General features: G+C 72.7%; 22 protein-coding genes. 5 read left to right on the top strand and 17 right to left on the bottom strand.

All coding sequences use genetic code 11. From position 1 onward, the window contains the following. Positions 1 to 539: 539 nt before the first annotated feature. The 3 genes from AB0C35_RS41060 to AB0C35_RS41070 all read left to right on the top strand — a co-directional run bounded on the left by AB0C35_RS41060 (position 540) and on the right by AB0C35_RS41070 (position 2,318). Positions 540 to 824, top strand: a complete 285-nt coding sequence (locus tag AB0C35_RS41060; protein WP_358468320.1) for a CD225/dispanin family protein — start codon at positions 540 to 542, stop codon at positions 822 to 824. A gap of 13 nt (positions 825 to 837) precedes the next feature. Beyond that, positions 838 to 1,323 (top strand): DUF2752 domain-containing protein, encoded by a 486-nt coding sequence (locus tag AB0C35_RS41065; protein ID WP_358468323.1) that lies wholly within the window; start codon positions 838 to 840, stop codon positions 1,321 to 1,323. 137 nt (positions 1,324 to 1,460) lie between these two features. Beyond that, a complete protein-coding gene (locus AB0C35_RS41070) occupies positions 1,461 to 2,318 on the top strand; it encodes a patatin-like phospholipase family protein (RefSeq protein WP_358468326.1) in 858 nt (285 codons plus the stop codon). Between the two features lie 10 nt (positions 2,319 to 2,328). On the opposite strand, the gene AB0C35_RS41075 is transcribed toward AB0C35_RS41070, so the two are convergent. The 10 genes from AB0C35_RS41075 to AB0C35_RS41120 form a co-directional block, all read right to left on the bottom strand. Next, a complete protein-coding gene (locus AB0C35_RS41075; RefSeq protein WP_358468329.1) occupies positions 2,329 to 3,162 on the bottom strand; it encodes a crotonase/enoyl-CoA hydratase family protein in 834 nt (277 codons plus the stop codon). A gap of 37 nt (positions 3,163 to 3,199) precedes the next feature. Beyond that, positions 3,200 to 4,141: an aminoglycoside phosphotransferase family protein gene (locus AB0C35_RS41080; protein ID WP_358468332.1), complete on the bottom strand. Its 942-nt coding sequence runs from the start codon at positions 4,139 to 4,141 to the stop codon at positions 3,200 to 3,202. 23 nt (positions 4,142 to 4,164) lie between these two features. Then, positions 4,165 to 4,665 carry a metallophosphoesterase family protein gene (locus AB0C35_RS41085; protein WP_358468335.1) on the bottom strand — a complete coding sequence of 167 codons (501 nt, stop codon included), beginning with the start codon at positions 4,663 to 4,665 and terminating at the stop codon, positions 4,165 to 4,167. A gap of 37 nt (positions 4,666 to 4,702) precedes the next feature. Beyond that, positions 4,703 to 5,584: an RNA polymerase sigma factor SigJ gene (gene sigJ / locus AB0C35_RS41090; protein WP_358468338.1), complete on the bottom strand. Its 882-nt coding sequence runs from the start codon at positions 5,582 to 5,584 to the stop codon at positions 4,703 to 4,705. Between the two features lie 7 nt (positions 5,585 to 5,591). Beyond that, on the bottom strand, positions 5,592 to 6,533 hold the full coding sequence (locus AB0C35_RS41095; RefSeq protein ID WP_358468341.1) for an NAD(P)-dependent oxidoreductase: 942 nt from the start codon (positions 6,531 to 6,533) through the stop codon (positions 5,592 to 5,594). 382 nt (positions 6,534 to 6,915) lie between these two features. Continuing rightward, positions 6,916 to 7,623: a hypothetical protein gene (locus AB0C35_RS41100; protein ID WP_358468344.1), complete on the bottom strand. Its 708-nt coding sequence runs from the start codon at positions 7,621 to 7,623 to the stop codon at positions 6,916 to 6,918. A gap of 280 nt (positions 7,624 to 7,903) precedes the next feature. Then, positions 7,904 to 8,428: an NAD(P)H-dependent oxidoreductase gene (locus AB0C35_RS41105; protein ID WP_358468347.1), complete on the bottom strand. Its 525-nt coding sequence runs from the start codon at positions 8,426 to 8,428 to the stop codon at positions 7,904 to 7,906. Continuing rightward, positions 8,425 to 8,817 (bottom strand): rhodanese-like domain-containing protein, encoded by a 393-nt coding sequence (locus AB0C35_RS41110; protein WP_358468349.1) that lies wholly within the window; start codon positions 8,815 to 8,817, stop codon positions 8,425 to 8,427. The genes AB0C35_RS41105 and AB0C35_RS41110 overlap by 4 nt, the downstream gene beginning before the upstream one ends. Before the next feature lie 20 nt (positions 8,818 to 8,837). Beyond that, the gene (locus tag AB0C35_RS41115; RefSeq protein ID WP_358468352.1) at positions 8,838 to 9,716 is read right to left on the bottom strand and encodes a Gfo/Idh/MocA family oxidoreductase; all 879 of its coding nucleotides are present in this window, start codon (positions 9,714 to 9,716) and stop codon (positions 8,838 to 8,840) included. Between the two features lie 18 nt (positions 9,717 to 9,734). Further along, a complete protein-coding gene (locus AB0C35_RS41120) occupies positions 9,735 to 10,853 on the bottom strand; it encodes an epoxide hydrolase family protein (protein ID WP_358468354.1) in 1,119 nt (372 codons plus the stop codon). A gap of 60 nt (positions 10,854 to 10,913) precedes the next feature. On the opposite strand from AB0C35_RS41120, the gene AB0C35_RS41125 reads away from it, so the two are divergent. Beyond that, entirely contained in the window at positions 10,914 to 11,867 is a 954-nt protein-coding gene (locus AB0C35_RS41125; protein WP_358468357.1) for a WYL domain-containing protein, read from the top strand. Here the strand turns inward: AB0C35_RS41125 and AB0C35_RS41130 are convergent. Together AB0C35_RS41130 and AB0C35_RS41135 are read right to left on the bottom strand one after the other, a co-directional pair. Further along, complete coding sequence (locus tag AB0C35_RS41130; protein WP_358468360.1) at positions 11,848 to 12,285, bottom strand: hypothetical protein; 438 nt, start codon at positions 12,283 to 12,285, stop codon at positions 11,848 to 11,850. The genes AB0C35_RS41125 and AB0C35_RS41130 overlap by 20 nt on opposite strands. Before the next feature lie 166 nt (positions 12,286 to 12,451). After that, complete coding sequence (locus AB0C35_RS41135; protein ID WP_358468363.1) at positions 12,452 to 12,841, bottom strand: hypothetical protein; 390 nt, start codon at positions 12,839 to 12,841, stop codon at positions 12,452 to 12,454. 153 nt (positions 12,842 to 12,994) lie between these two features. Between AB0C35_RS41135 and AB0C35_RS41140 the strand changes: the two genes are divergently transcribed. Then, positions 12,995 to 13,411, top strand: a complete 417-nt coding sequence (locus tag AB0C35_RS41140; RefSeq protein WP_358468366.1) for a pyridoxamine 5'-phosphate oxidase family protein — start codon at positions 12,995 to 12,997, stop codon at positions 13,409 to 13,411. A 47-nt stretch (positions 13,412 to 13,458) separates the two neighbouring features. Here AB0C35_RS41140 and narI read toward each other — a convergent pair whose 3' ends face one another. The 5 genes from narI to AB0C35_RS41165 all read right to left on the bottom strand — a co-directional run bounded on the left by narI (position 13,459) and on the right by AB0C35_RS41165 (position 21,737). Continuing rightward, positions 13,459 to 14,232, bottom strand: a complete 774-nt coding sequence (gene narI, locus AB0C35_RS41145) for a respiratory nitrate reductase subunit gamma (protein ID WP_358468369.1) — start codon at positions 14,230 to 14,232, stop codon at positions 13,459 to 13,461. Next, positions 14,229 to 14,945 carry a nitrate reductase molybdenum cofactor assembly chaperone gene (narJ, locus tag AB0C35_RS41150; protein ID WP_358468372.1) on the bottom strand — a complete coding sequence of 239 codons (717 nt, stop codon included), beginning with the start codon at positions 14,943 to 14,945 and terminating at the stop codon, positions 14,229 to 14,231. Before narJ ends, narI begins: the two co-directional genes overlap by 4 nt. After that, positions 14,942 to 16,672 (bottom strand): nitrate reductase subunit beta, encoded by a 1,731-nt coding sequence (gene narH, locus AB0C35_RS41155; RefSeq protein WP_358468375.1) that lies wholly within the window; start codon positions 16,670 to 16,672, stop codon positions 14,942 to 14,944. The genes narJ and narH overlap by 4 nt, the downstream gene beginning before the upstream one ends. 9 nt (positions 16,673 to 16,681) lie before the next feature. Continuing rightward, complete coding sequence (locus AB0C35_RS41160) at positions 16,682 to 20,410, bottom strand: nitrate reductase subunit alpha (protein WP_358468378.1); 3,729 nt, start codon at positions 20,408 to 20,410, stop codon at positions 16,682 to 16,684. An 85-nt stretch (positions 20,411 to 20,495) separates the two neighbouring features. Then, complete coding sequence (locus tag AB0C35_RS41165) at positions 20,496 to 21,737, bottom strand: MFS transporter (RefSeq protein WP_358468381.1); 1,242 nt, start codon at positions 21,735 to 21,737, stop codon at positions 20,496 to 20,498. Between the last annotated feature and the right edge of the window lie 71 nt (positions 21,738 to 21,808).

Raw genomic sequence — 21,808 nt, forward strand, 5'->3', positions numbered from 1 at the left:
GCGGCACGGGGCGGCCCGGCCAAACAACAACCGGACCGATAAAGGCACTGGCTTTTAACACGCTGTTGAGTTCTCAAGAAACGGACACCCACCGTGCTGGACCCGCTTTCGCGTGTCCCGCCCCGGGGCGACTCGCCTTACTTTACCGGATCCGGGCCGCCTGTCAATTTCAGGCCATTTTCCGATAACGCCCTTCCGCTGCCGCTTGCGCGGCGCCTTCCGGGCGGTGCAGCTATTTCATCAGATCCGGCGCGATTGTCAAAATCGACCTTTTCCAACCCACCACAGGAGGCCGGGCACGGCGATGCCGTGTCGGCTGGTTCAGTAGTGGTTTCCCCGGAGTCGGCCGGCCGCCGTGCGGGCGTCCTGCATCCGTGTGGGGACGAGGGGTTAACTTACGGGTTCGGGGCGGCCACGTCAACTCGGAGGGGTCGCGGACCCCACATCGAGACGAACGTGCCGTCTAGGCGGGAACCCACCGGGACTGGTAACCATCTATCTTCTTGGATTACCCAGCCCATATGCACGGAGGTACGACCATGGCCTACCCGCCCGCTCCCCCGCCGCCGAACCCCTACGGCGCCGGCAGCCCGCCCCCGAACCACCTGGTGTGGGCGATCCTCTCGACGATCTTCTGCTGCCTGCCCGCCGGGGTCGTGTCCATCGTCTTCGCCGCGCAGGTCAACTCCAAGTGGCAGGCCGGAGACCAGGCCGGGGCCCAGAAGGCGTCCGGCAACGCGAAGACCTGGGCCATCGTGGCCGCGGTCGTCGGTGTCATCGGCGGCATCATCTCCTTCATCATCCAGTTGTCCCTCGCGAGTTGACGGCTCCCGAGTCATGACGCACGAGCGCCGGTCCGCCCTGGTTCTGCCGGGCGGGCCCCCCACCGGGCGGCGGGGCGGCCACAGCGGCCGTTCCGCGGCCGCGGTGGCGGTCCGGCTGCTCCGGCCGGGCGGTGTCCTGGTCCTCACCGCCGCGGTCGTCTCCTACATCGCCGCGGTCGATCCGAATGAGGAAGGTCACTATCCGACCTGCCCGTTCCTGTCGCTGACCGGCTTGCAGTGCCCGGGCTGCGGAGCGATGCGGACCATTCACGCCCTCGCGCACGGTCGCGTCGATGATGCGCTGGGGCTGAACGTCTTCGCTGTGGCGATGGTCCCGGTACTGGCGTTCTTCTGGTTCCGGTGGGCGAGGGCCCTGGTTCGGGACCGTCCCACCCGCACGAAGGCGGCTCACCCCGCGTTCATCTGGGCGTTCTTCGGAGCGGTCCTCCTCTTCTGGCTGGTGCGGAACCTGCCGTTCGGTTCCTTCCTCGCAGCCTGACCCCGGCCGCCGGGGACCGCACCGGGCCCCCTTACGCTCTGGCGGGTGAAACGCGGAAACTTCCTGGTGACACTCCCGCCCCCTGTGCGCATCGACGTCGTCCCGCCTGTGAGCGGGTACCTTCCCGGAGGCCGCTGATGAGCGGACGTGCCCTGGTTCTCGGTGGTGGCGGTGTCGCGGGCATCGCCTGGCTGACGGGCGTCATCGCCGGGCTCGCCCAGGACGGGGCGGACGTGACCGGCGCCGATCTGCTGGTCGGGACGTCGGCGGGCGCCGCGGTGGGCGCGCAGCTCGGGAGCGGCCTGCCGGTCGCGGAACTGCTGGCGCGGCAGGTGGATCCCGAGCTGCAGAACCGCGAGCTGGTTCCGTCCGGCGGCGTGACCGTCGCCGAGTTCGCGGAGATCTGGATGCGGCTCGCGGAGGAGAACGACGATCCCGTCATGATCCGGCGGGCGCTCGGTGCCAGGGCGCTGGCCGCCGACACCGTCGCGGAGGCCGAGCGGCGGGCGGTGATCGAGGGGCGGCTGCCCCGTCACGAGTGGCCGTCACGGGCGCTGAAGGTGACGGCGGTGAACGCCCTGACCGGTGATCTCCGCGTCTTCGACCGCGACTCGGGGGTCGGGCTCGTCGACGCGGTCGCGGCGAGCTGCGCCGTCCCGATGATCTGGCCGGCGGTGACGATCGACGCCGTCCGGTACGTGGACGGCGGCGTGCGGTCGCTGACCAACGCCGACCTCGCCGCCGGCCACGAGCGTGTGCTGGTCATCGCGCCGATGGAGGACCCGGGGCTTGACGCGGACATCGCCGCGGTGAACGACGAGGGCGGACGCGTCGAGGTGATCAGTCCGGACGAGGCGTCCCTGGAGGCGTTCGGCACCGACCCGCTGTCCCCGTCCACGCGTACACCGGCGGCGCTCGCGGGCGTCGCGCAGGGCCGTGCCCTGGCCGCGGGCATCGCCCGGTTCTGGGGCCGGGGCGGGCCGGACGGCTCTTAGGCCCGCCGCGTCAGGACGGGTCGGTGAAGGCGGGCGGGCGCTTCTCGAAGTAGGCGCGGACGGCCTCGACCTGGTTGGGGGCGCCGCGCAGTGCGCCGAGCGTCCGCGACTCTTCGAGGAACTGGCCGGCCAGGTCGACGTCCGCCGCGCGGTTGAGCAGGCGTTTCGCGCCGCGGACGGCGTCGGGGCTGTGGCCGGCGATCTCCCGGGCGAGTTCGGTCGCGGCGGCGTGCGGGTCGGCGGCCGTGCGGGTGGCGAGGCCGATGCGGGCGGCCTCCTCGCCGCTGATCGTGCGGCCGGTGAAGGTGAGTTCCTTCGCGACGTCCTCACCGACGAGGCGGATCAGGGCGGCGGTTCCCGTCATGTCGGGCACCAGGCCCCAGCGGATCTCCAGGACCGACAGTTTCGCGTCGGGGGCGACGATGCGGATGTCGGCACCGAGCGCGATCTGCAGGCCGCCGCCGAGGGCGTGGCCGTGGACGGCGGCGATGACGGGCTGCGGCATCTCCCGCCAGGCGTGCACCGCCTGCTGGCCGAGGTTGGTGATGCGTCCCGGCTCGCGGGCGGTGATGTCCTGCGCCAGCCGGCGGAACCGGTCGGCGCCCTCGTCGCGGGCGGAGTCACCGGCCATGGCGGCGAAGTTGGCGAAGTCGAGCCCGGCGCAGAACGCGCGGCCCTCGCCGGACAGGACCACGGACCGGACGGACGGGTCCGCGCCGACCGTCTCCCCGGCCTCGGCGAGCGCCTCGAACGTGGCCATGTCGAGGGCGTTCAGCTTGTCGGGGCGGTTGAGCCGCACGTCGGCGACTCCCTCGTGGACGTTCACGGTCACGCGGTCGGTCATGCCGGAATCCTCATCTGTCGGCGATCGTCTCATCGTCTCAGGGTGACGATTCCATGCGCCGCCGCAGCCAGTCGAGGGCGGCGTCGCCCTGGGCCTTCTGAAACGCGCGGAGGGTGGGCAGGCCCGGGGGCGGCGGCTGCCTGCCCGACCGGACGAAATATCCCGCCAGCGCGGCGAGAACGGACGTCACCGCGGCGTCATCGGCGTGCCGGGCGACGGGATGGGCGGCGAAGACGCCGGCGGGCGGAGGGCCGCCCTGCATGCGGATGCTCGGGAGCGTCGTGACCAGGTCGAACCACGGCGCCGCGAGGCAGGCCCACGGCCAGTCGACGACGACGACCCGGTCGGCGGTGAGGAGGAGGTTGTCGGCGCGGAGGTCGGCGTGGGCGAGTGCCGGGCCAGCGGACGCCTCTTCCCAGGCGTCCTCCAGGGCGGCCAGCCGGGTGAGGTTGCGGCGGACCCACGGGTCGAGGCCGGTGAGGTCCTCGCCGGCGGTCAGGAGCCGCCACCCCCGGAACACGGCGCCGAACCGTTCGGCGGCGGTGGGCGCGTCGATGGGCGCCGGGGTCATGGCGGACGCGAGTTCGCCGAGCGCGCCCAGGACACGGTCGAGTTCGGCGGCGTCCCAGGGTTCGCGTGGGTGGCGGCCGTCGACGTCTTCGAAGACGAGGGTCACCCAGCCGTCCCGGTCGAAGGAGCCGAGCAGCCGGGGCACCGGCGCGGACGCGGGCAGGGCGGCGGAGATGCGGGCTTCGGCGCGATGCAGGGCGGAGGTGTCCGGGTTGGGTTCGGGGCCTGCGATTTTGACGAACGCGCGCCTTCCGTCGTCCAGCCGTAGGCGTGCGGCGACGCCGGGGGAGAAACCGCCGGGCTGGGTTGCGGCGTCGATGACGCGGGCGCCGAGCAGCCCTTCTACGTCTGCGCGGACATGCGCGGGTGTTCCTTCCCAGGGAAGGCGTCCGTGCGGTGCGGCGTCCATTCACGCATTCTCGTGGGCCGCGGTCAGGTGACGGGAACGATTTTCGCGCCGGTGAGCCGCCCGTCCTGGATGTCCAGGAGGCCGAGGGTGCCGTGGGGCTGGCGGCGGCGGTCGGTGGGCGATCCCGGGTTGAAAATGCGGATGCCGTCGCCGGTCTCGTCCAGCGGGATGTGCGAATGCCCGAAGACGACGAGGTCGGCCGCTGGGAACCAGCGGCGCATCCGGGCGGTCCGGCCCCGGGCCTGGCCGCTGTCGTGGACCATGGCGACCGCGAGGCCGCCGAGGTCGAGTTCGAGGCGTTCGGGGGCGCCCCACGCGGCGACGTCCGGTCCGTCGTTGTTGCCGAGGACGGCGTGGACGGGCGCGTACTCGGCCAGCTCGTCGAGGACGGAGGCGGTGCACACGTCGCCGGCGTGCAGGATCACGTCGGCGTCCCGCAGGTGCGCGGCCACCCGCGGCGGGCACGCCTTCCAGCGCCGGGGCGCGTGGGTGTCGGAGATGGCCACCGCTCTCACGCCTCCCATTGTCCCGCATGTGCCGGGCGGGCGGCTTCGCGGGCCGTCATCCGGGCGGCCGGACGCGGCTGAGCTTGTCCGGGTTGAGGACGCCGTAGATCGCGTGGATCAGGCCGTCCCGGATGTCGAACACGGCGAGCTGCCCGTGCCCGTCGATGCGCGTCCACACGGCGGGGCCGCCGTTGGCCTCGACGATCTCGGTCGCGCCGAGCCCGTAGCGGGACGCGAGGCCCGCGATGAACGCCGCGACGCGCGCGGGGCCCTCGACGGGGTACAGCGCAGCGCGGGTGCGGCCGCCGCCGTCGTTCCAGGCGACGACGTCGTCGGCGAGCAGTTCGGTGAGGGCGCCGAGGTCGCCGCCGCGCGCGGCGTCCAGGAACCGTCCGAGCAGCTCGGTGTGGTCGGCGGCGGCCGGGCGGAACCTGTCGCGGCCCTCCGCGAGGCGTGCGGCGGCCCGGTGGTGGTGCTGGCGGCACGTCGCGGCGGGGACGCCGAGGACGCCCGCGATCTGCTCGTAGGGCAGCTCGAACGCCTCGCGCAGGACGAACACGGCGCGTTCGGGCGGCGACAGCCGCTCCATCATGTGCAGGGTCGCGTAGGCGAGGGTGTCGGTCATCTCTGCGGTCTCCAGCGGCCCGAACGCGCCGGCGGGGACGGGTTCGGGCAGCCACGGCCCGGTGTAGGCCTCGCGGGTGACGCGGGCGGAGCGGAGCTGGTCGAGGGCGAGCCGCGACACGATCGTGACGAGGAAGGCGCGCGGGTCCCTGATGCCGGCGGCGCCGGTCCGGGTCCAGCGCAGGTAGGCCTCCTGGACGACGTCCTCGGCGTCCCACATGCTGCCGAGCAGGCGGTAGGCGAGGCCGAGGAGCAGCGGCCGGTGCCTCTCGAAGATCGCGGGCTCCTCGGCGGCCCCGGTCGTCGGGTCCATGGGGCGATCATGCCGCGCGGGCGGGGTCGCCGCCCGCCGGGCCGGGGCCCGCCGCGAGGCCGTCCGCCCAGGACGCGTGCCTGGGTCGCCAGTCGAGGCGGAGGCGGGCGCGGGCGTTGCGGGCGCCGCGCAGCCCGTTCATGTACGCGACGCCCCAGCCCCCGACGGCGAGCCGGGCGAGGGCCGCGGGGACGCGCTTGGGCGCGGGCGCGTCGATCGCCTGCGCGAACGCGGGCAGGAACTCGGCCATGGTGACGGGCGTGTCGTCCACGACGTTCAGGACGCCGGTCAGTTCCTTGTCGAGCGCGGCGACGAGGGCGGTCGCGGCGTCGTCGGCGTGGGTGAACGACAGGGTCGAGTTGCCTCCGCCGACCACGGGGACCTTGCCGGCGCGGACCCGGCCGGTGAACGCCCCGTCCCCGGCGAAGGCGGAGCCCGGCCCGTACAGGTGGCCGAACCGCAGGACCAGTCCCCCGGCCTCGGCGGTCAGCCGTTCGAGTTCGATGAGGGCGGCGAGGACGGGGGCGAACTGCCCGGGCGTCCGGTCGGTCCAGAGGGGGGCGTCCTCGTCGGCCAGGCCGTCGCCCGGCTGGTAGGCGTAGGCGAGTCCCTCCGCGAGGACGCGGGTGACGCCGGCCTGCGCGGCCGCGTCGTACAGGTTGCGGGCGCCCTCGGTGCGGAGCCGGTTGGTGGCGGCGAAGTCGCGGGCCAGGCGTCTCGGGTCGGGTGCGGCGGGGATCGCGGTGAGCAGGTTGACGACGGCGTCCGGCGCGGCGTCCGCGACGGCGCGGGCGAGCGCGTCCCGGTCGAGCGCGTCGGCGGTCACGGTGCGCCCGGCGGCCGGGCGCCGGGTGCGGGCCAGCCCGGTCACCTCGTGCCCGACGGCCTCCAGCAGCGGGACGAGCCGGCGCCCGATGACCCCGGTGGACCCGGCGACGAGAACTCGCATGACGACCTCCCCTGATGCGCCCCGGCCGCGTCGCCGGGACATGACGGTTTCTGCATCAGGACGGGCCAGGGCCGCCGGTCGTGACGTACCCGGACGTGATTCAGGCCACATCCCCGGCGCGAGGCCGGGTGATTTTGCCACGCGGGGATCCGGACACCGGTGGGAAACAACTGTAAGCAAGCTGTCATTACCGTGCGCTGACCTGCGGAGTTACGCTCGAACTCCTCGCGTTCGCCCAGGAGGATTCCGGCCGTACGCCCCCGGTCGTTCCGACGCGGCGACCCAGCATCGCGAGGGCAGAGGGGCGGCCGGGCCCCGAGGAGGATGACCACTCCCTTGCACCGGCCCCGGGGCCCGGCCGTCTTTCCCGTTCCTCCGCGGTTTACGAGGTCAGGTAGAGCTTGCGGTCGAAGACGCCTGAGCCGGGGGTGGTCTCGCCGCGGGCGGTGGCGGCGCCGCTGCCGGTGCCGTTGGACGGGCACAGGCCGCTGCTTCCCGACTGCCGGACGAGCGTGATGTCGTCGGATGCGCCCTGCGCGTCGTCGAGGCCGGGGAGCGGGCGGTTCGGGTTGTCGCGGTTGTAGACGTCGAAGGCGAGCCCCGGGGTGCCGCCGGTCTGGAAGCCGTAGTAGCAGGTGACGGTGAAGCCGAGGATCTTGCCTTCGATCTTGAAGCTGAGGCCGGCGTTGATGGTCAGCGTGCCGTCGCGTCCGCCCGCGACCGGGTCGTAGGCGACCTGGCCGCTCTTGTCGGGCACTTCGCTCAGGTCGAGGTCGGTGGCGGGCGAGCTGAGCCCGTTGGAGGTCTCGCACGCGCCGATCGACGCCGCGGTCAGCTCGCCGGCGCCGGTGGACACGACGGTGCCCTCCAGCGTCGCGCTCTCACACGACCCGGTCACCTCCGAGCCCAGGAAGTCGACGGAGAAGGTGAGCGGCCCGACCGTGGAGACCTGCCAGTTTCCTGAGTAGGGCGCTCCGGTGGCGGTCTCCTCGCGGACGGTGGTGGTGGCGGCGGACGCGGTGCCCGCCGCCAGGGCCAGCGCGGCGGACGCGGCCACCATCGGAGCGGCGAGTCTGATGGGAGCTTTCACGGGGTCTCCTCCTCGGAGAGGCCTTTGTGCTTCCGGGTGCGGCACGCCCGCACACGGCCCCCTTCGCGCGGTGAGCGGGGAGCCATGACCGCGCGGAATACAACTTGTTTGTACCCGAGTGATCCAACAAAACAAAGACCCGACCAGAAATACGTTCATGTCTTATCGAATTCCGCTAAAACGGCGGAGAAGATCACTAAGTTGAACGTGAAATCACCCTGTGAAATCGGCCGTACGCGCTAAGAGAATGGCCCAGGGAATTGCGGGTCTCCGCGGCAGGTCAGGTGGCGGCGGATCTGTTGGCGAGGAAGCCGGCGACCTGCGGGGCGACGCGGTCGGCCCAGGCCCCGATGACGTCCTCGGCGTCCGCGAGCTGTGCTTCGAGCAGCGCCAGGCCGGGGGTCGGGACGTTCGCGCCCAGTTCGACGAGGAGCGGACGCAGATGCGTCTCCACGGCGAGGGAGTGCCTGGGGTCGCCCATCACCATGAGGGGCAGGGCGGCCGCCGACGCCAGCGAGCCCGCGCCGAAGCGGTCGAGGAACACCTTCAGCAGCCCGGTGTAGGTGGCCTTGTACGTCGGGGTCGCCACGATGAGGACGTCCGCGCCGCCGACGGTGTCGAGGGCGTGCTGCACACCGGGCGGCGGCACCGCGCTCAGCAGGTCGGGCGCCAGCACCGACAGGTCGACGGTCGCGGCGCCGGCGGTGACCCCGATCCGCTCGTCGATCGCCTCGGCGGCCTGGAGCGCCGCGCCGAGGGTGCGCGACTTCGGCCGCGGGTTGCCCGCGAGCACGACGGTGCTCACGCGCCCGCTCCCCCGGTCGTCGGCAGGCCCGCGGCCCGCCACGCCCGGAAGCCGCCGACGACGTCGGTGGCGCGGGTCAGGCCCAGGTCGTGCAGGGACGCCGCGGCGAGGCTGGAGGTGTAGCCCTCCGAGCAGAACACGATGACGCGCAGATCGTGGCCGGTGGCCACGGGGAGCCGGGAGGCGGAGACCGGGTCGAGGCGCCATTCGAGGACGTTGCGTTCCACGATCAGCGCGCCGGGCACCTCGCCCTCGTCCGCGCGCTGGGCCGCGGGCCGGATGTCGACCAGCAGCGCGCCGTCGCGCGTCTCGGCGTGGGCCTGGCCGGGGTGGAGGCGTTCCAGCCGGACGCGCGCGTCGGCGAGGATCTGATCGATCGTACGAGCCATGGGATCCAGCATGGCAGACGTCATTCCGCCGCGAGCTGCGCCTCGGCCGAGGCGAGGATCTCCTGGATGCGCAGGCCGTGCGCGGCGTCGAGCGTGCCGCCGGGCTCGCCGCGCACCGCACCGGCGAACTCCGCGACCATGGTCGCGAACGCGTCGTCGCCGAGTTCGGACCAGTCGAGCCGGGCGTGCCCGTTGCGCCCGTACACCTCGACGTGGGCGGGCGGCAGCTCCCCCGTCCCCGCCATCGAGACCGAGGCCTGGCTGACCGCGCCGCCCTCGTGCTCCAGCGTCAGCCCCAGCCAGCCGAGCGGGTCGCCGTGCGCGCGGACGCCGGCGACCCGGCCGAGCGAGGCGTCCAGCAGGTCGACGATGTGGGGGCCGAGGTCGAGCAGCGCGCCCTTCTCCAGCCGCCACGGCGTGGCGAACGGCCCGCCGCTCAGCACCGAGGAGACGAACGAGCCGTAGCCGCCGAACGGGTCGAGATCCCGGACCCGGCCGAGGAAGGCGCGGGCGGCGCGCGAGTAGCGCAGGGTGAAGACCATCTGGGAGACGACGCCCGCCTCGGCGATGGCGCCGGCCGCCCGGCGGGCGCCGTCGAGGTCCATGGCGAGGGGCTTTTCCAGCAGGACGGCCTTGCCCGCGCGGGCGGCCCGCGCGGCGAGGTCGGCCTGGACGTCCGGCGGGACGGAGAACGCCACGGCCTCGCAGGCGTCGAACAGCTCCTCGATCCGCCCGAACGAGGGCGCGCCGTGCCTGCCGGCCAGTTCCGCGGACGCCTCCGGCCGCCGGGCCCAGACCCCCGCGAGCCGGGTGGACGGCCCCGCCGCCAGCGTCGGAGCGTGCACCATCCCGGCCCAGGGCCCCGCCCCGACCAGCCCCACCGCCACAGAATCGCTCATGGGGCAAACCTAGACGATCTACCCGCGGGTCAGATCACGGAAGAAGTCCCTGATGTCGGCTACGAGCAGGCCGGGCTGCTCCATGGCGGCGAAGTGGCCGCCGCGGTCGAACTCCGTCCACCGGACGATCTTGTCGGTGCGCTCGGCCAGCGCGCGGACCGGCAGGGCCGCCTCGAAGGGGAACACGGCGACGCCCGTCGGGACCGGGGACGGCTCGCTCTCCCCCCAGGCGTGGGCGAACTCGTAGTAGAGCTGCGCCGACGAGCCCGCCGTGTTGGTCAGCCAGTAGAGGGTGACGTTGGTCAGGAGCGCGTCGCGGTCGACGCCGTTCTCGGTCCACTCGGAGAACTTCTCGGCGATCCACGCGAGCTGCCCGGCCGGGGAGTCGGCGAGCCCGTAGGCGAGGGTCTGCGGGCGGGTCGACTGGATCGCCATGTAGCCGCCCATCTCGGAGGTGAAGCGCTCCATCCCGGCCAGGCGCTCCCGGTCGGCCTCGTCCAGGCCCTCGGGGGAGCCGAAGGTGAGCAGGAAGTTGACGTGCACGCCGATCACCCGGTCGGGGGCGAGGCGGCCCAGCTCGCGGGACACGCCCGACCCCCAGTCGCCGCCCTGCGCGCCGTACCGGTCGTAGCCGAGGCGGTCCATCAGTTCGGCCCACGCCCCGGCGATGCGCGGCAGCGTCCAGCCTCCGCCGGCGAGCGGGGACGAGAACCCGTATCCCGGCAGCGACGGGATGACGAGGTGGAACGCGTCCGCGGGGTCGCCGCCGTGGGCGGCCGGGTCGGTCAGCGGGCCGATGACGTCGAGGAACTCGACGACCGAGCCGGGCCAGCCGTGCGTGAGGATCAGCGGCGTCGCGTCCGGCTCGGGCGAGCGGACGTGCAGGAAGTGGATCCGCTGCCCGTCGATCGCGGTGACGAACTGGGGGTGCTCGTTCAGCCGCGCCTCGTGCTCGCGCCAGTCGTAGCCGGCGGCCCAGTGGCCGGTCAGCTCGCGCACCCGGTCCTCGGGGACGCCGCGTTCGGCGCCGGTGCCGGGGACCTGGCCGGGGAGCCGGGTCCGGGTGAGCCGCTCGCGGAGATCGTCGAGGTCGGCCTGCGGAATCTCGATGCGGAAGGGACGGATGTCTTCGCTCATGGAAGAACCCTCTCTCCCAATGCGGCAAGATTCCTGCCGCGATCGCGGGAGAATGCGAGCATGCTGGAAACTTCGGCCCGCCTGCTGCGCCTTCTGTCGCTGCTGCAGACCCGCGCGGACTGGACGGGCGCCGAGCTCGCCGAACGCCTTCAGGTCAGCCCGAGGACCATCCGCTACGACATCGGCAAGCTGCGCGGCCTCGGCTACCCGGTGCACGCCGTGCCGGGGGCGGCGGGCGGGTACCGGCTCGGCGCGGGTGCCGCCCTGCCGCCGCTGCTGCTGGACGACGAGGAGGCCGTGGCCGTCGCCGTCAGCCTGCGCACGGCGGCCGGCGGCACGGTCGCGGGGATCGAGGAGACCTGCGTCCGGGCGCTGGCCAAGCTGGAGCAGGTTCTCCCGTCCCGGCTGCGGCGCCGCGTCTCCGCGCTGCACGGATACACGACCCCGCTGACGCCCGGAGGCCCCACGGTGGCGGCGGGCACCCTCGCCGCGATCGCCGCCGCCTGCCGCGACCACCGCCGGCTCAGGTTCGGCTACCGGCGCCATGACGGCACCGAGACCGTCCGCGAGGTCGAGCCCTACCGGCTGGTGCACACCGGCCGCCGCTGGTACCTGGTCGGATGGGACGTCTCCCGCGACGGCTGGCGCACCTTCCGCGTCGACCGGCTGACCCCGCGCACCCCGGAAGGGCCGCGTTTCACGCCGCGCGACGACCCGCCCGCCGACCTGGTTCCGCGCGGGGTGGACGCGGCGCTCGCCCGTCACCGGGCGCGCGTCACCGTCCACGCGCCGGCCGGGGAGATCGCGGAGCGCGTCCCGGCGTCCGTTCTCGTCGAGCCGGTGGACGAGGGCACGTGCGTGGTCCACGCCGGCGGCGACACCCCGTACCGGCTGGCGCTGAACCTGCTCATGCTCGACGCCGGCTTCGAGGTCGACGGGCCGCCCGAGCTGCTGGACGCCCTGGACGTGATCGCCGGCCAGGCCGCGTCCGGCGTCAGCAGCCGCCGTGCGTGATCATCCAGTCGTCCAGGAACACTTGGACGTGGTGGTCGTAGAGGCCGCCGTCGGTGAGGTACTCACGCGCGGACGCGTAGTCCTGGCCGCACGTCGCCCGCCCCGCCTCGATCGCCCAGTCGTCCGGGGCGGTGATGCCGTCGGCGGCGATCAGCGCCAGGAAGTTCGCGTCGGCGGTGCTGTAGCCGGGCTGCGCCGGAGCCGGGTTCCGGGGTTCGGTGACGGTGACGGTGGGCCGCGGCTCGGGCGGCGCCCGCCTCTCCGGTTCCTGGGCGGGCGGCGCCGACGTCCGGGTCTCGCCGACCCGGCCGGCGTCGCGCGACTCCTCCGGGCTCAGCTCGATGAACGCGACGGCGCCGGCGATCGCCAGGACCGCGGCGATCAGCGCGGCGGCCGCCACGATGATGATCTGCCTCATGTCGTCCCCCGATGGGCAGTCGCGAGGGAGAACAGGGCAAGGTCTCGCCCATCCCTCGCCATTGAGCGAGGCCCGACAACACCAGCATGCGCGTCAGCGGGTCAGGATGAACAGAGGCAGACGTCCTGGATACAACGGGATACTTCAGTATATTTCGGGCACATGATCAGCCGAGTTGGACGCCGAAGAACAGGGCGGCCAGCGCGCCCACCGCACCGAGGGCGCCCCAGACGGCGAGACCGGCCTTCGAGCGGGCCCTGGTGTGCAGGAACGCCGCCACGCCCGACAGGAGGACGAAGACGAGCTTCACCTCCAGGGTGCGCTGCGCCGCGTCGCCCATGTCGCCCGCGGTGATGTTCCAGGCCCCCGTGAGGACCAGGACGGCGAACGCGGGCCAGGCGACCATGTTGTAGCGGCGGGCGGCGACCTTGGTGACGCCCTCGAAGCCGCGCAGCGCCGGGACGAGCGCGCCGAGCGTGATCTGCCCGCCGACCCAGATCGTGGCGGCGAGAACGTGAAGGAAGAGCCGCACATCGGCGGTGGTGACCTCGAGCACGGGGGTGCCTCCCTGGACGGGCCGGACGTTGACCGGGATCGGTTCACCGGGACGTTACCGCCCGCCCCGGCCGGATCGCGCACCACCCCGCGCGTCGCCCGAAGGGGACCTTCGTCCCTACGCTTCCGTCCGCGGGTACCGCACGCTGGACGGATGAAGCTCGACCAGAGCGGCCTCGAGATCCTCGGCGAGGACGAGTGCCGCGACCTTCTCGCCCAGGCCACGATCGGGCGGATCGTCTATACCCATCAGGCGCTCCCGGCCATCCAGCCGGTCAACTTCGCGTTCAGCGGCGGTGCCATCGTGATCAGGACGTCGGGGAGGTCGAGGCTGGCCGGCGCCGCCGCCGGCACCGTCGTCGCGTTCGAGATCGACGAGTTCGACGCCGACGCGATGGCGGGCTGGTCGGTGGTCGCCGTCGGGCGCGCCCGGCACGTCGCGGATCCCGCCGCCGTCGCCGCGCTGGAGGCCCTGCCGCTGCGCACCTGGGCACCGGGCGAACGCGACCACTTCATCCGCATCCGCCCCGAGCTCATCACCGGCCGCCGGATCGGCCGCGCCCCCCGCTAGGCGACGCCGCCGGTCCGGCGACGCCGGCCGGCGGCCACGCCCTGATCTCAGCCCGTCCGTTCCCAGCCGCGGCGGGGCTGGTGCATGCCCAGCTGCTCGTCGCGGCTGCGGTACACGATGTAGGGGCGGGTCAGGTAGCCGAGCGGGGCGGTGAGCATGTGCACCAGCCGCGTGAACGGCCAGATGCAGAACAGCGCCAGCGCGCTGAGGGCGTGCAGCTGGAACAGGATCGGCACGCCGGTCATCAGGTCCGGGTCCGGCCGCAGGTAGAAGATCGACCGGAACCAGGGGGACACCGTCTCCCGGTAGTTGTAGCCCCCGCCGACGATGTTGGCGGCCACGGTCGCGGCCAGCCCGAGCAGGATCGTCAGCGCGAGGACCGCGTACATCATCTTGTCGTTGCGGGTCGTCGCGGCGAACACGGGGCCGACCGTCCGGCGCCGGTAGATGAGGATCGCGAGGCCGGCGAGGGTGCAGAAGCCGGCGATGGTGCCGAGCACCACGGCGACGATGTGGTACATGTGCTCGGTGATGCCGACGGCCTCCGTCCAGCCGTCGGGGATCAGCAGGCCGCCGACGTGGCCGAGCGCTACGACGAGGATCCCGAAATGGAACAGCGGGCTCCCGATGCGCAGCAGCCGCCGCTCGTACAGCTGCGACGAACGCGTCGTCCAGCCGAACTTGTCGTAGCGGTACCGCCAGATGTGCCCGAGGACGAACACCGCGATGGCGACGTACGGCAGGGCCACCCACAGCAGGATGCCGGCGACGCCCGGTTCACCGCCGTTCTCCGCGGCGAGGACGGGCAGGTGACTGGTCATGAACGGGCCTCCAGGACCGGGTCGGGCAGGAAGACGGGACCGGAGGTCGCGGCGTCGCTCCCGTACGGCGCGAGGCCGACCTCCTCGTCGGGCGGCCCCTCGGCGATGAGGCGGGCGACGGCGTCCTCGGTGCGGCCGGTCAGCGGCGGCAGCGTCGCCGAGACCGCCTCCAGGACCGCCAGCCACGGCGACCCGGCCTCGGTGAGCGCGAGCCGCAGCAGCTCCAGGCCGGCGCGGTGCTCCAGCAGCAGGCGCCGCCCCTCCTTGAAGTCTCCCGTCGCGGCGAACTCCAGCACCACGGCCAGATGGTCGGGCAGTTCCCCCTCGTCCAGGACGAGCCCGGCCGCCCCGTAGGCCTGCTTGAAGCGCAGCAGGGCCATGCCCCGCTTGCGGGTGTCGCCGTAGGCGTAGTAGCTCAGGTAGAGGCAGCAGCGCCTGCGGTGGTCGAACGTGGCGACGTAGTCGGCCTCCAGGTCCGGCGGCGGCGTCGCGTCCAGATGGTCGAGGAAGCCGCCCAGCGGCGCCCCGGCGGACGCGGGCAATCCCCCGGCGGCCCGGCGCAGCAGCGGGCGCCGCTCCAGCAACTCGGCGTCGGGGTAGCCGAGCAGCAGCGACGCGACCTGCCAGGCCGTGGCCGTCTCGGCCTCGCTGAGCCCCGGCCTCCTCGTGGGCTTGAGCTTGGCCGGGTTGAGCTTGGCGGGGTTGAGTCTCACGGCTTGGGCTCCGTTTCGGCGTCGCCGGAGTCGGCGGGCGGGTTCGTGCCGTCCGGTCCCGGGCCCTCCGTCCCGCGTTCGGGGAACAACCCGGCCGGGGCGCCCTTGCCGTCCCAGTTGAGCAGGTTGACGCGCTTGTGCTTGTCCGCCGGGTCGACGGGGCTGTCGGCGGTCTGGCGCTGCTGCAGCATCTGGAAGTTCTCCACGGCGACCGGGTTCGGGCCGCCGGACCCTTCGCCGAACGGGCCCGAGCCGCCGCCCAGGCCGGAGCCGCCCATGCCGGGCCCGCCCTCGTAGTTCAGGCTGCAGTCGGTGGCGAGCTCCTCCAGGCCGTGCGCCTGCTCGGCGTGCGCCGTCGGGATCACGTACCGCTCGTCGTACTTGGCGAGGGCCAGCAGCCGGTACATGTCGTACATGTCCTCACCCGTCATCCCGACGCTCTCGGGGATGGCCTCGTCGGCGTCGCGGCCCAGGTTGAGGTCGCGCATGTAGGACCGCATCGCGGCCAGCCGGCGCAGGACGGCGTCGACCGGCGCGGTGTCCCCGGCGGTGAACAGCTCCGCCAGGTACTCGACGGGGATGCGCAGCGCGTCGATCGCCGCGAACAGGTTCCGGGGGTCCTCGGCGTCGTGGCCGGTGTCGCGGACGACGTCGACGACCGGCGACAGCGGCGGGATGTACCAGACCATCGGCATCGTCCGGTACTCCGGGTGCAGCGGCAGCGCCACCTTGTAGGTGTTGATCAGCGCGTGGATCGGGGACCGCTGCGCCGCCTCGATCCAGTCGGCGGGGATGCCGTCCCGCTCCGCGGCCGCGACGACCCGCGGGTCGTTCGGGTCGAGGAACACGCCGCGCTGCGCCTCGTACAGGTCGGTGTCGTCGGGGACGGACGCGGCCTCCAGCACCTTGTCGGCGTCGTAGAGGATCAGGCCGATGTAGCGGAGCCGGCCCACGCAGGTCTCCGCGCACACCGTGGGGATGCCGACCTCGATGCGCGGGAAGCAGAACGTGCACTTCTCGGCCTTGCCGGTCCGGTGGTTGAAGTACATCTTCTTGTACGGGCAGCCGGACACGCACATCCGCCAGCCGCGGCAGCGGTCCTGGTCGACGAGGACGATGCCGTCCTCGGTCCGCTTGTAGATCGCGCCGGACGGGCAGGACGCCGCGCAGCTCGGGTTGAGGCAGTGCTCGCAGATCCGCGGCAGGTAGAACATGAAGGTCTGGTCGAACTCCATCTTCACCTTGTCGGAGATGTCCTTGAGCAGGACGTCCTTGTCGCCGTGCTCGATCGACCCGCCGAGGTCGTCGTCCCAGTTCGCCGACCACGAGATCCGCATGTCCTTGCCGGACAGCAGCGACTTCGGCCGCGCCACCGGGGTGTGCTCCTGGAGCGGGGCGTCGGTCAGGGTCTCGTAGTCGTAGGTCCAGGGCTCGTAGTAGTCGTCGATGCCGGGCAGCTTCGGGTTCGCGAAGATCGTCAGCAGCTTGCGGAACCGGCCGCCGCCCTTGAGCGTGAGGCGGCCGGCCCGGTTGAGCGTCCAGCCGCCCTTCCAGCGCTCCTGGTCCTCGTACCGGCGGGGGTAGCCCTGCCCGGGGCGGGTCTCGACGTTGTTGAACCACACGTACTCGACGCCGCTGCGGTTCGTCCACGCCTGCTTGCAGGTGACCGAGCAGGTGTGGCAGCCGATGCACTTGTCGAGGTTCATCACCATCGACATCTGGGCCATGACGCGCACCTAGTAGGTCACCTCCTGGGAACGGCGGCGGATCACGGTGACCTCGTCGCGCTGGTTGCCGGTCGGGCCGAGATAGTTGAACGCGAACGACAGCTGCGCGTACCCGCCGATCAGATGGCTCGGCTTGATCATCAGCCGGGTCAGGGAGTTGTGGATGCCGCCGCGGCGGCCGGAGGTCTCCGAACGCGGGACGTCGATCAGCCGGTCCTGCGCGTGGTACATGTACACCGTCCCCTCCGGCATCCGGTGGGACACGATCGCGCGGGCGACGACGACGCCGTTGCGGTTGACGGCCTCGATCCAGTCGTTGTCGCGGACGCCGATCTTCGCCGCGTCAACGCCGCTCATCCAGATCACCGGGCCGCCCCGCGACAGCGACAGCATGAAAAGGTTGTCCTGGTACTCGGAGTGGATCGACCATTTGTTGTGCGGGGTGAGGTACCGGACCGCCAGCCCCAGCTCGCCCGTCTCCCCCACCACCGGCTCGCCGAACAGCGCGGTCATGTTGAGCGGCGGCCGGAACGTCGGCATCTGCTCGCCGATCTCCTCCATCCAGTCGTGGTCGAGGTAGAAGTGCTGCCGCCCGGTGAGGGTGTGCCACGGCTTGAGCCGCTCGACGTTGATGGTGAACGGCGAGTAGCGGCGTCCCCCGCTCTCCGACCCGGACCACTCCGGCGAGGTGATGACCGGGACGGGACGGGCCTGGGTGTCGGCGAACGTGATCTGCTTGCCCTCGTGCTCGGCGGCGAGGTCGGCGAGCCGGGTGCCGGTGCGTTTCTCCACCGTGCGGAACCCCTGGGTGGCCAGGTGCCCGTTCGTCGTGCCGGACAGCGCGAGGATCGTCTCGCAGGCCTGCACGTCCCGTACCAGCGACGGTCGGCCGTCCGCCGGGCCGCCCCGCACGACGCCGTTCTTGTGCCGCAGGTACTCGACCTCGCGCGCCAGGTCGAACGTGACGCCCTTGGTGGTGGCGCCGAGCCGCTCGGCGAGCGGGCCGAGCGCCTTCATCTTCGCGGCGACCGCGGGGTAGTCGCGCTCCACCGTGACGAGCTTCGGCATCGTCACGCCGGGCACCGGCTCGCACTCGCCCTTCGCCCAGTCGGCGACGCGGCCGTGCGGCGTGGCCATCTCGTCCGGGGTGTCGTGCAGCAGCGGCACCGCGACGACGTCCTTGCGGACGCCCAGGTGCCGTCCGGCGAGCCGGCTGAACGCGTCCGCGATGTCCTGGAACGCCCGCCAGTCGCTGCGGGTCTGCCAGGGCGGCGAGATCGCCGGGTTGAACGAGTGCACGAACGGGTGCATGTCGGTGGTGTTGAGGTCGTGCTTCTCGTACCAGGTCGCCGCCGGCAGCACGACGTCGGAGTAGATCGTGGTGCTGGTCATCCGGAAGTCCAGCGACAGCAGCAGGTCGAGCTTGCCGGCCGGGGCCTCCTCGTGCCAGACCACCTCCTTGGGCCGGTCGGGAGGCAGTGTCTCCTGCGCGCGGACGGCGTTGTCGGTGCCGAGCAGGTGCTTGAGGAAGTACTCGTTGCCCTTGGCGGACGAGCCGAGCAGGTTGGCCCGCCAGACCGTCAGGACGCGGGGGAAGTTCTCGGGGGCGTCGGGGTCCTGGCAGGCGAACCTGAGCCGTCCCGCCTTCAGCTCGTCGACGACGTGGTCGCCGGCCTGCCTGCCGGCCGCCTCCGCCTCGTCGGCGAGGTCCAGGGGATTGCGGTCGAACGTGGGGTAGGACGGCATCCAGCCGAGCCGCGCCGCCTGCGCGATCACATCGGCGGTGGTCCGGCCCGCCAGCTGCCCGGCGGCGCCGTCCGCCGGCCGGGCCGCGGACAGGGTGTCGGCGCCGAAGTGGTCGTAGCGGAACTGGTCGGTGTGCAGGTACCAGTACGCGGTGCCGATCATCTGGCGGGGCGGCCGGCCCCAGTCCAGCGCCCCCGCGAGCTGCGCCCACCCGGTGATCGGGCGGACCTTCTCCTGCCCGACGTAGTGCGCCCAGCCGCCGCCGTTGACGCCCTGGCAGCCGGTCAGCGTGGTCAGCGCCAGGAACGCCCGGTAGATCGTGTCGGAGTGGAACCAGTGGTTGGTGCCCGCCCCCATGATGATCATCGAGCGGCCGCGGGACTCCTCGGCGTTCGCGGCGAACTCGCGCCCGATGCGCTCGGCCGCCTGCGCCGGGACGCCCGTGATGCCCTCCTGCCACGCCGGGGTGCACGGCTCGGACGCGTCGTCGTACCCGGACGGCCACGAACCGGGCAGCCCGTCGCGTCCCACCCCGTACTGGGCGAGCAGCAGGTCGAAGACGGTCGTGACCAGGTGACCGCCCACGTTCCGGACGGGCACGCCGCGCCGCAGCGTCCCCGGTGAGCCGCCGGGGGCGTCGAAGCGGGCCAGTTCGACCTCCACGGCGTCCCCCTCGCCGCCGCCTTGGCCGGCGCCGCCCTCGACGGACAGCAGCGGGTCGGCGTCCCCGAGGTCGAGGTTCCACCTGCCCTCGCCCGACTCGCCGTACCGGAACCCCAGCGACCCGTTCGGGACGAGGGGGCGGCCGGTGTTCGCGTCCAGGATCACGGTCTTGAACGCGGCGTTCTCGGCGCCGGCCTCGGCGCCCGGCAGGTCCGCCGCGGTGAGGAACTTGGACGGCACGTAACCGTCGCCGCGCTTCTCGACCCGCACCAGGAACGGCAGGTCGCTGTAGCGCTTGACGTAGTCGGTGAAGTACGGGACCTGCCGGTCGACGAAGAACTCCTTGAGGACGACGTGCCCCATCGCCATCGCGAGGGCGCCGTCCGTGCCGGGCTGCGCGGCGAGCCACTCGTCGGCGAACTTGACGTTGTCGGCGTAGTCCGGGGAGACCGCCACGACCTTCTGGCCGCGGTAGCGGGCCTCGGTCATCCAGTGCGCGTCGGGCGTGCGCGTGACCGGCAGGTTGGATCCCCACATGATGAGGTACCCGGCGTCCCACCAGTCCCCCGACTCGGGGACGTCGGTCTGGTCGCCGAACACCTGCGGGGACGCGACGGGCAGGTCGGCGTACCAGTCGTAGAACGACAGCATTGTCCCGCCGATCAGCGACATGAACCGCGAACCGGACGCGTGCGACACCATCGACATCGCGGGGATGGGGGAGAACCCGGCGACGCGGTCCGGGCCGTGCTCGGCGATCGTGTGCACGTGCGCGGCGGCGATCATCTCCGTCGCCTCGTCCCACGTCGCGCGCACCAGCCCGCCGCGGCCGCGCGCCGCCTTGTACGCGCGGGCCCTCTCCGGGTCGGAGACGATCTCCCGCCACGCCTGCACGGGGTCGCCCGTCCGGGCCTTGGCCTCCCGGTACATCTCCAGGAGGACGCCGCGGACGTACGGGTACCGCACCCGCGTGGGCGAATAGGTGTACCAGGAGAATGCGGCGCCTCTCGGGCAACCGCGCGGCTCGTACTCCGGCCGGTCGGGGCCGACCGACGGGTAGTCGGTCTGCTGCGCCTCCCAGGTGATGATGCCGTCCTTGACGTACACCTTCCAGGAGCACGACCCGGTGCAGTTCACCCCGTGCGTGGAACGCACCACCTTGTCGTGCGACCAGCGGTCCCGGTAGAACGAGTCGGCCTCACGTCCGCCCGTCTTCGTCATCGTCCGCAGGTCGGGCGACACCCGGGCGCGGGTGAAGAACCTGCGGGTCCCCACCAGTGCCTCTTCCAGCGGCCCGTCCAGACCGGGCCGCCCCTTGGTCGAACTCACCCTCGAATCCCTTCTTCCACATCAGCGGGGATGAAACACCGCAGGGCGCGTCCTTGCCTCCTCTTCCCCGGCGGGACCTGCGCATTCAGATGTCCTGCTGCATCGCGACGGCGCGGCGGACGGTCGTCGCGGTGAACAGTCCGGCCGACGCCGCCACGAGCGCGAGCAGCATCAGGCCGATCCGGTAGGACCCGAGGCTGCCCCAGAGCACCCCCATCACCAGCGGCGGGACGAACCCGCCGAGGCCGCCCGCGGCGCCGACCACACCGGTGACCGCGCCGACCATGTTCCCCGGGGCGAGCCGCCCGACCAGCGCGAACGTCGCACCGCTGCCGGAGCCGAGCGCGGCGGCCATGGTCAGGAACGCGATCGTCCCCCACGGCATCAGCGCCGGGGCGAACGACTGGGCCGCCGCGCCCGCCGCCGTCAGGCCCAGCGAGGCGGTCAGCACCGTGACCGCGCCGATCCGGTCCGACAGCCAGCCGCCGAGGGGGCGCATCACCACGGCCAGCAGCACGAACCCGCCCATCCGGCTCGCCGCGTCCGCCTGCTCGAGCCCGTACTCCGCCTTCAGATAGGTGGGCAGGTACACCGAGAAGGCCACGTAGCCGCCGAAGGCCACCGCGTACAGGGCCGACATCTGCCAGGTGACGCCGAGCCGGGCCGTGGCCGCCAGCCGCTCGGCCATCGACGCGGCCGGCGCCGCGCGTCCCGGCGCCTCCCGCAGGACGAGCCACGCCGCCACCGCGTAGACGGCGAGCAGGACGGCCATCACCTCGAACGGGAACTCCATCCCGTAGGCGTCGACCTCGGGGACCGTCGTCAGCGCGCTGACGGCCGTGCCGCCCATCCCGGCGCCGAAGATCCCGAGCGCCAGGCCCCGCCGCTCCGGCGGGAACCACGCGCTGATGAACGGCACGCCCACGGCGAAAACGGTGCCGCCGACGCCGAGGAAGAACCCGCCCGCCAGCAGCGCCCCGAGCGACGAATGCCCGAGAAGCCCCAGATACAGGACGGGCGCGATCGTGATGACCGACAGCGCGGGGAACATCACCCGCCCGCCGAACCTGTCGGTCAGCGCCCCCACCGGAATCCGCCCGAGCGACCCGACCACCACGGGGACCGCGACGAGCAGCGCCTGCTCGAACGACGTCAGCCCCAGCGACTCCTGGAACCGGGGGGCGAGCGGGCTCAGCAGCGCCCACGCCCAGAAGTTCACCGCGAACCCGAGCGTGGCCATCACCAGCATGAGCATCGGCCGGCGGGCGTCCGCGGCGCGTCCCGGGCCGCCCGGACCGGGACCGGCGTCCCGACGCGTCTCCGTCACGTCCCGCACCACTTCCGTCATAGCCGCCCAATTCCCAGTGCATCTTCCCGGCCCCCGACCGGGTAACCATG

Source organism: Spirillospora sp. NPDC048819, assembly GCF_040650055.1.
Taxonomy (GTDB): Bacteria; Actinomycetota; Actinomycetes; order Streptosporangiales; family Streptosporangiaceae; genus Spirillospora.

Excerpts from the sequence above, each read along its gene's own strand:
- AB0C35_RS41060 (WP_358468320.1), top strand. The coding sequence starts at position 540 with ATGGCCTACCCGCCCGCTCCCCCGCCGCCGAACCCCTACGGCGCCGGC.
- AB0C35_RS41065 (WP_358468323.1), top strand. The coding sequence starts at position 838 with ATGACGCACGAGCGCCGGTCCGCCCTGGTTCTGCCGGGCGGGCCCCCC.
- AB0C35_RS41070 (WP_358468326.1), top strand. The coding sequence starts at position 1,461 with ATGAGCGGACGTGCCCTGGTTCTCGGTGGTGGCGGTGTCGCGGGCATC.
- AB0C35_RS41075 (WP_358468329.1), bottom strand. The coding sequence starts at position 3,162 with ATGACCGACCGCGTGACCGTGAACGTCCACGAGGGAGTCGCCGACGTG.
- AB0C35_RS41080 (WP_358468332.1), bottom strand. The coding sequence starts at position 4,141 with ATGGACGCCGCACCGCACGGACGCCTTCCCTGGGAAGGAACACCCGCG.
- AB0C35_RS41085 (WP_358468335.1), bottom strand. The coding sequence starts at position 4,665 with ATGGGAGGCGTGAGAGCGGTGGCCATCTCCGACACCCACGCGCCCCGG.
- sigJ (WP_358468338.1), bottom strand. The coding sequence starts at position 5,584 with ATGGACCCGACGACCGGGGCCGCCGAGGAGCCCGCGATCTTCGAGAGG.
- AB0C35_RS41095 (WP_358468341.1), bottom strand. The coding sequence starts at position 6,533 with ATGCGAGTTCTCGTCGCCGGGTCCACCGGGGTCATCGGGCGCCGGCTC.
- AB0C35_RS41110 (WP_358468349.1), bottom strand. The coding sequence starts at position 8,817 with ATGGCTCGTACGATCGATCAGATCCTCGCCGACGCGCGCGTCCGGCTG.
- AB0C35_RS41115 (WP_358468352.1), bottom strand. The coding sequence starts at position 9,716 with ATGAGCGATTCTGTGGCGGTGGGGCTGGTCGGGGCGGGGCCCTGGGCC.
- AB0C35_RS41120 (WP_358468354.1), bottom strand. The coding sequence starts at position 10,853 with ATGAGCGAAGACATCCGTCCCTTCCGCATCGAGATTCCGCAGGCCGAC.
- AB0C35_RS41125 (WP_358468357.1), top strand. The coding sequence starts at position 10,914 with ATGCTGGAAACTTCGGCCCGCCTGCTGCGCCTTCTGTCGCTGCTGCAG.
- AB0C35_RS41130 (WP_358468360.1), bottom strand. The coding sequence starts at position 12,285 with ATGAGGCAGATCATCATCGTGGCGGCCGCCGCGCTGATCGCCGCGGTC.
- AB0C35_RS41140 (WP_358468366.1), top strand. The coding sequence starts at position 12,995 with ATGAAGCTCGACCAGAGCGGCCTCGAGATCCTCGGCGAGGACGAGTGC.
- narI (WP_358468369.1), bottom strand. The coding sequence starts at position 14,232 with ATGACCAGTCACCTGCCCGTCCTCGCCGCGGAGAACGGCGGTGAACCG.
- narH (WP_358468375.1), bottom strand. The coding sequence starts at position 16,672 with ATGGCCCAGATGTCGATGGTGATGAACCTCGACAAGTGCATCGGCTGC.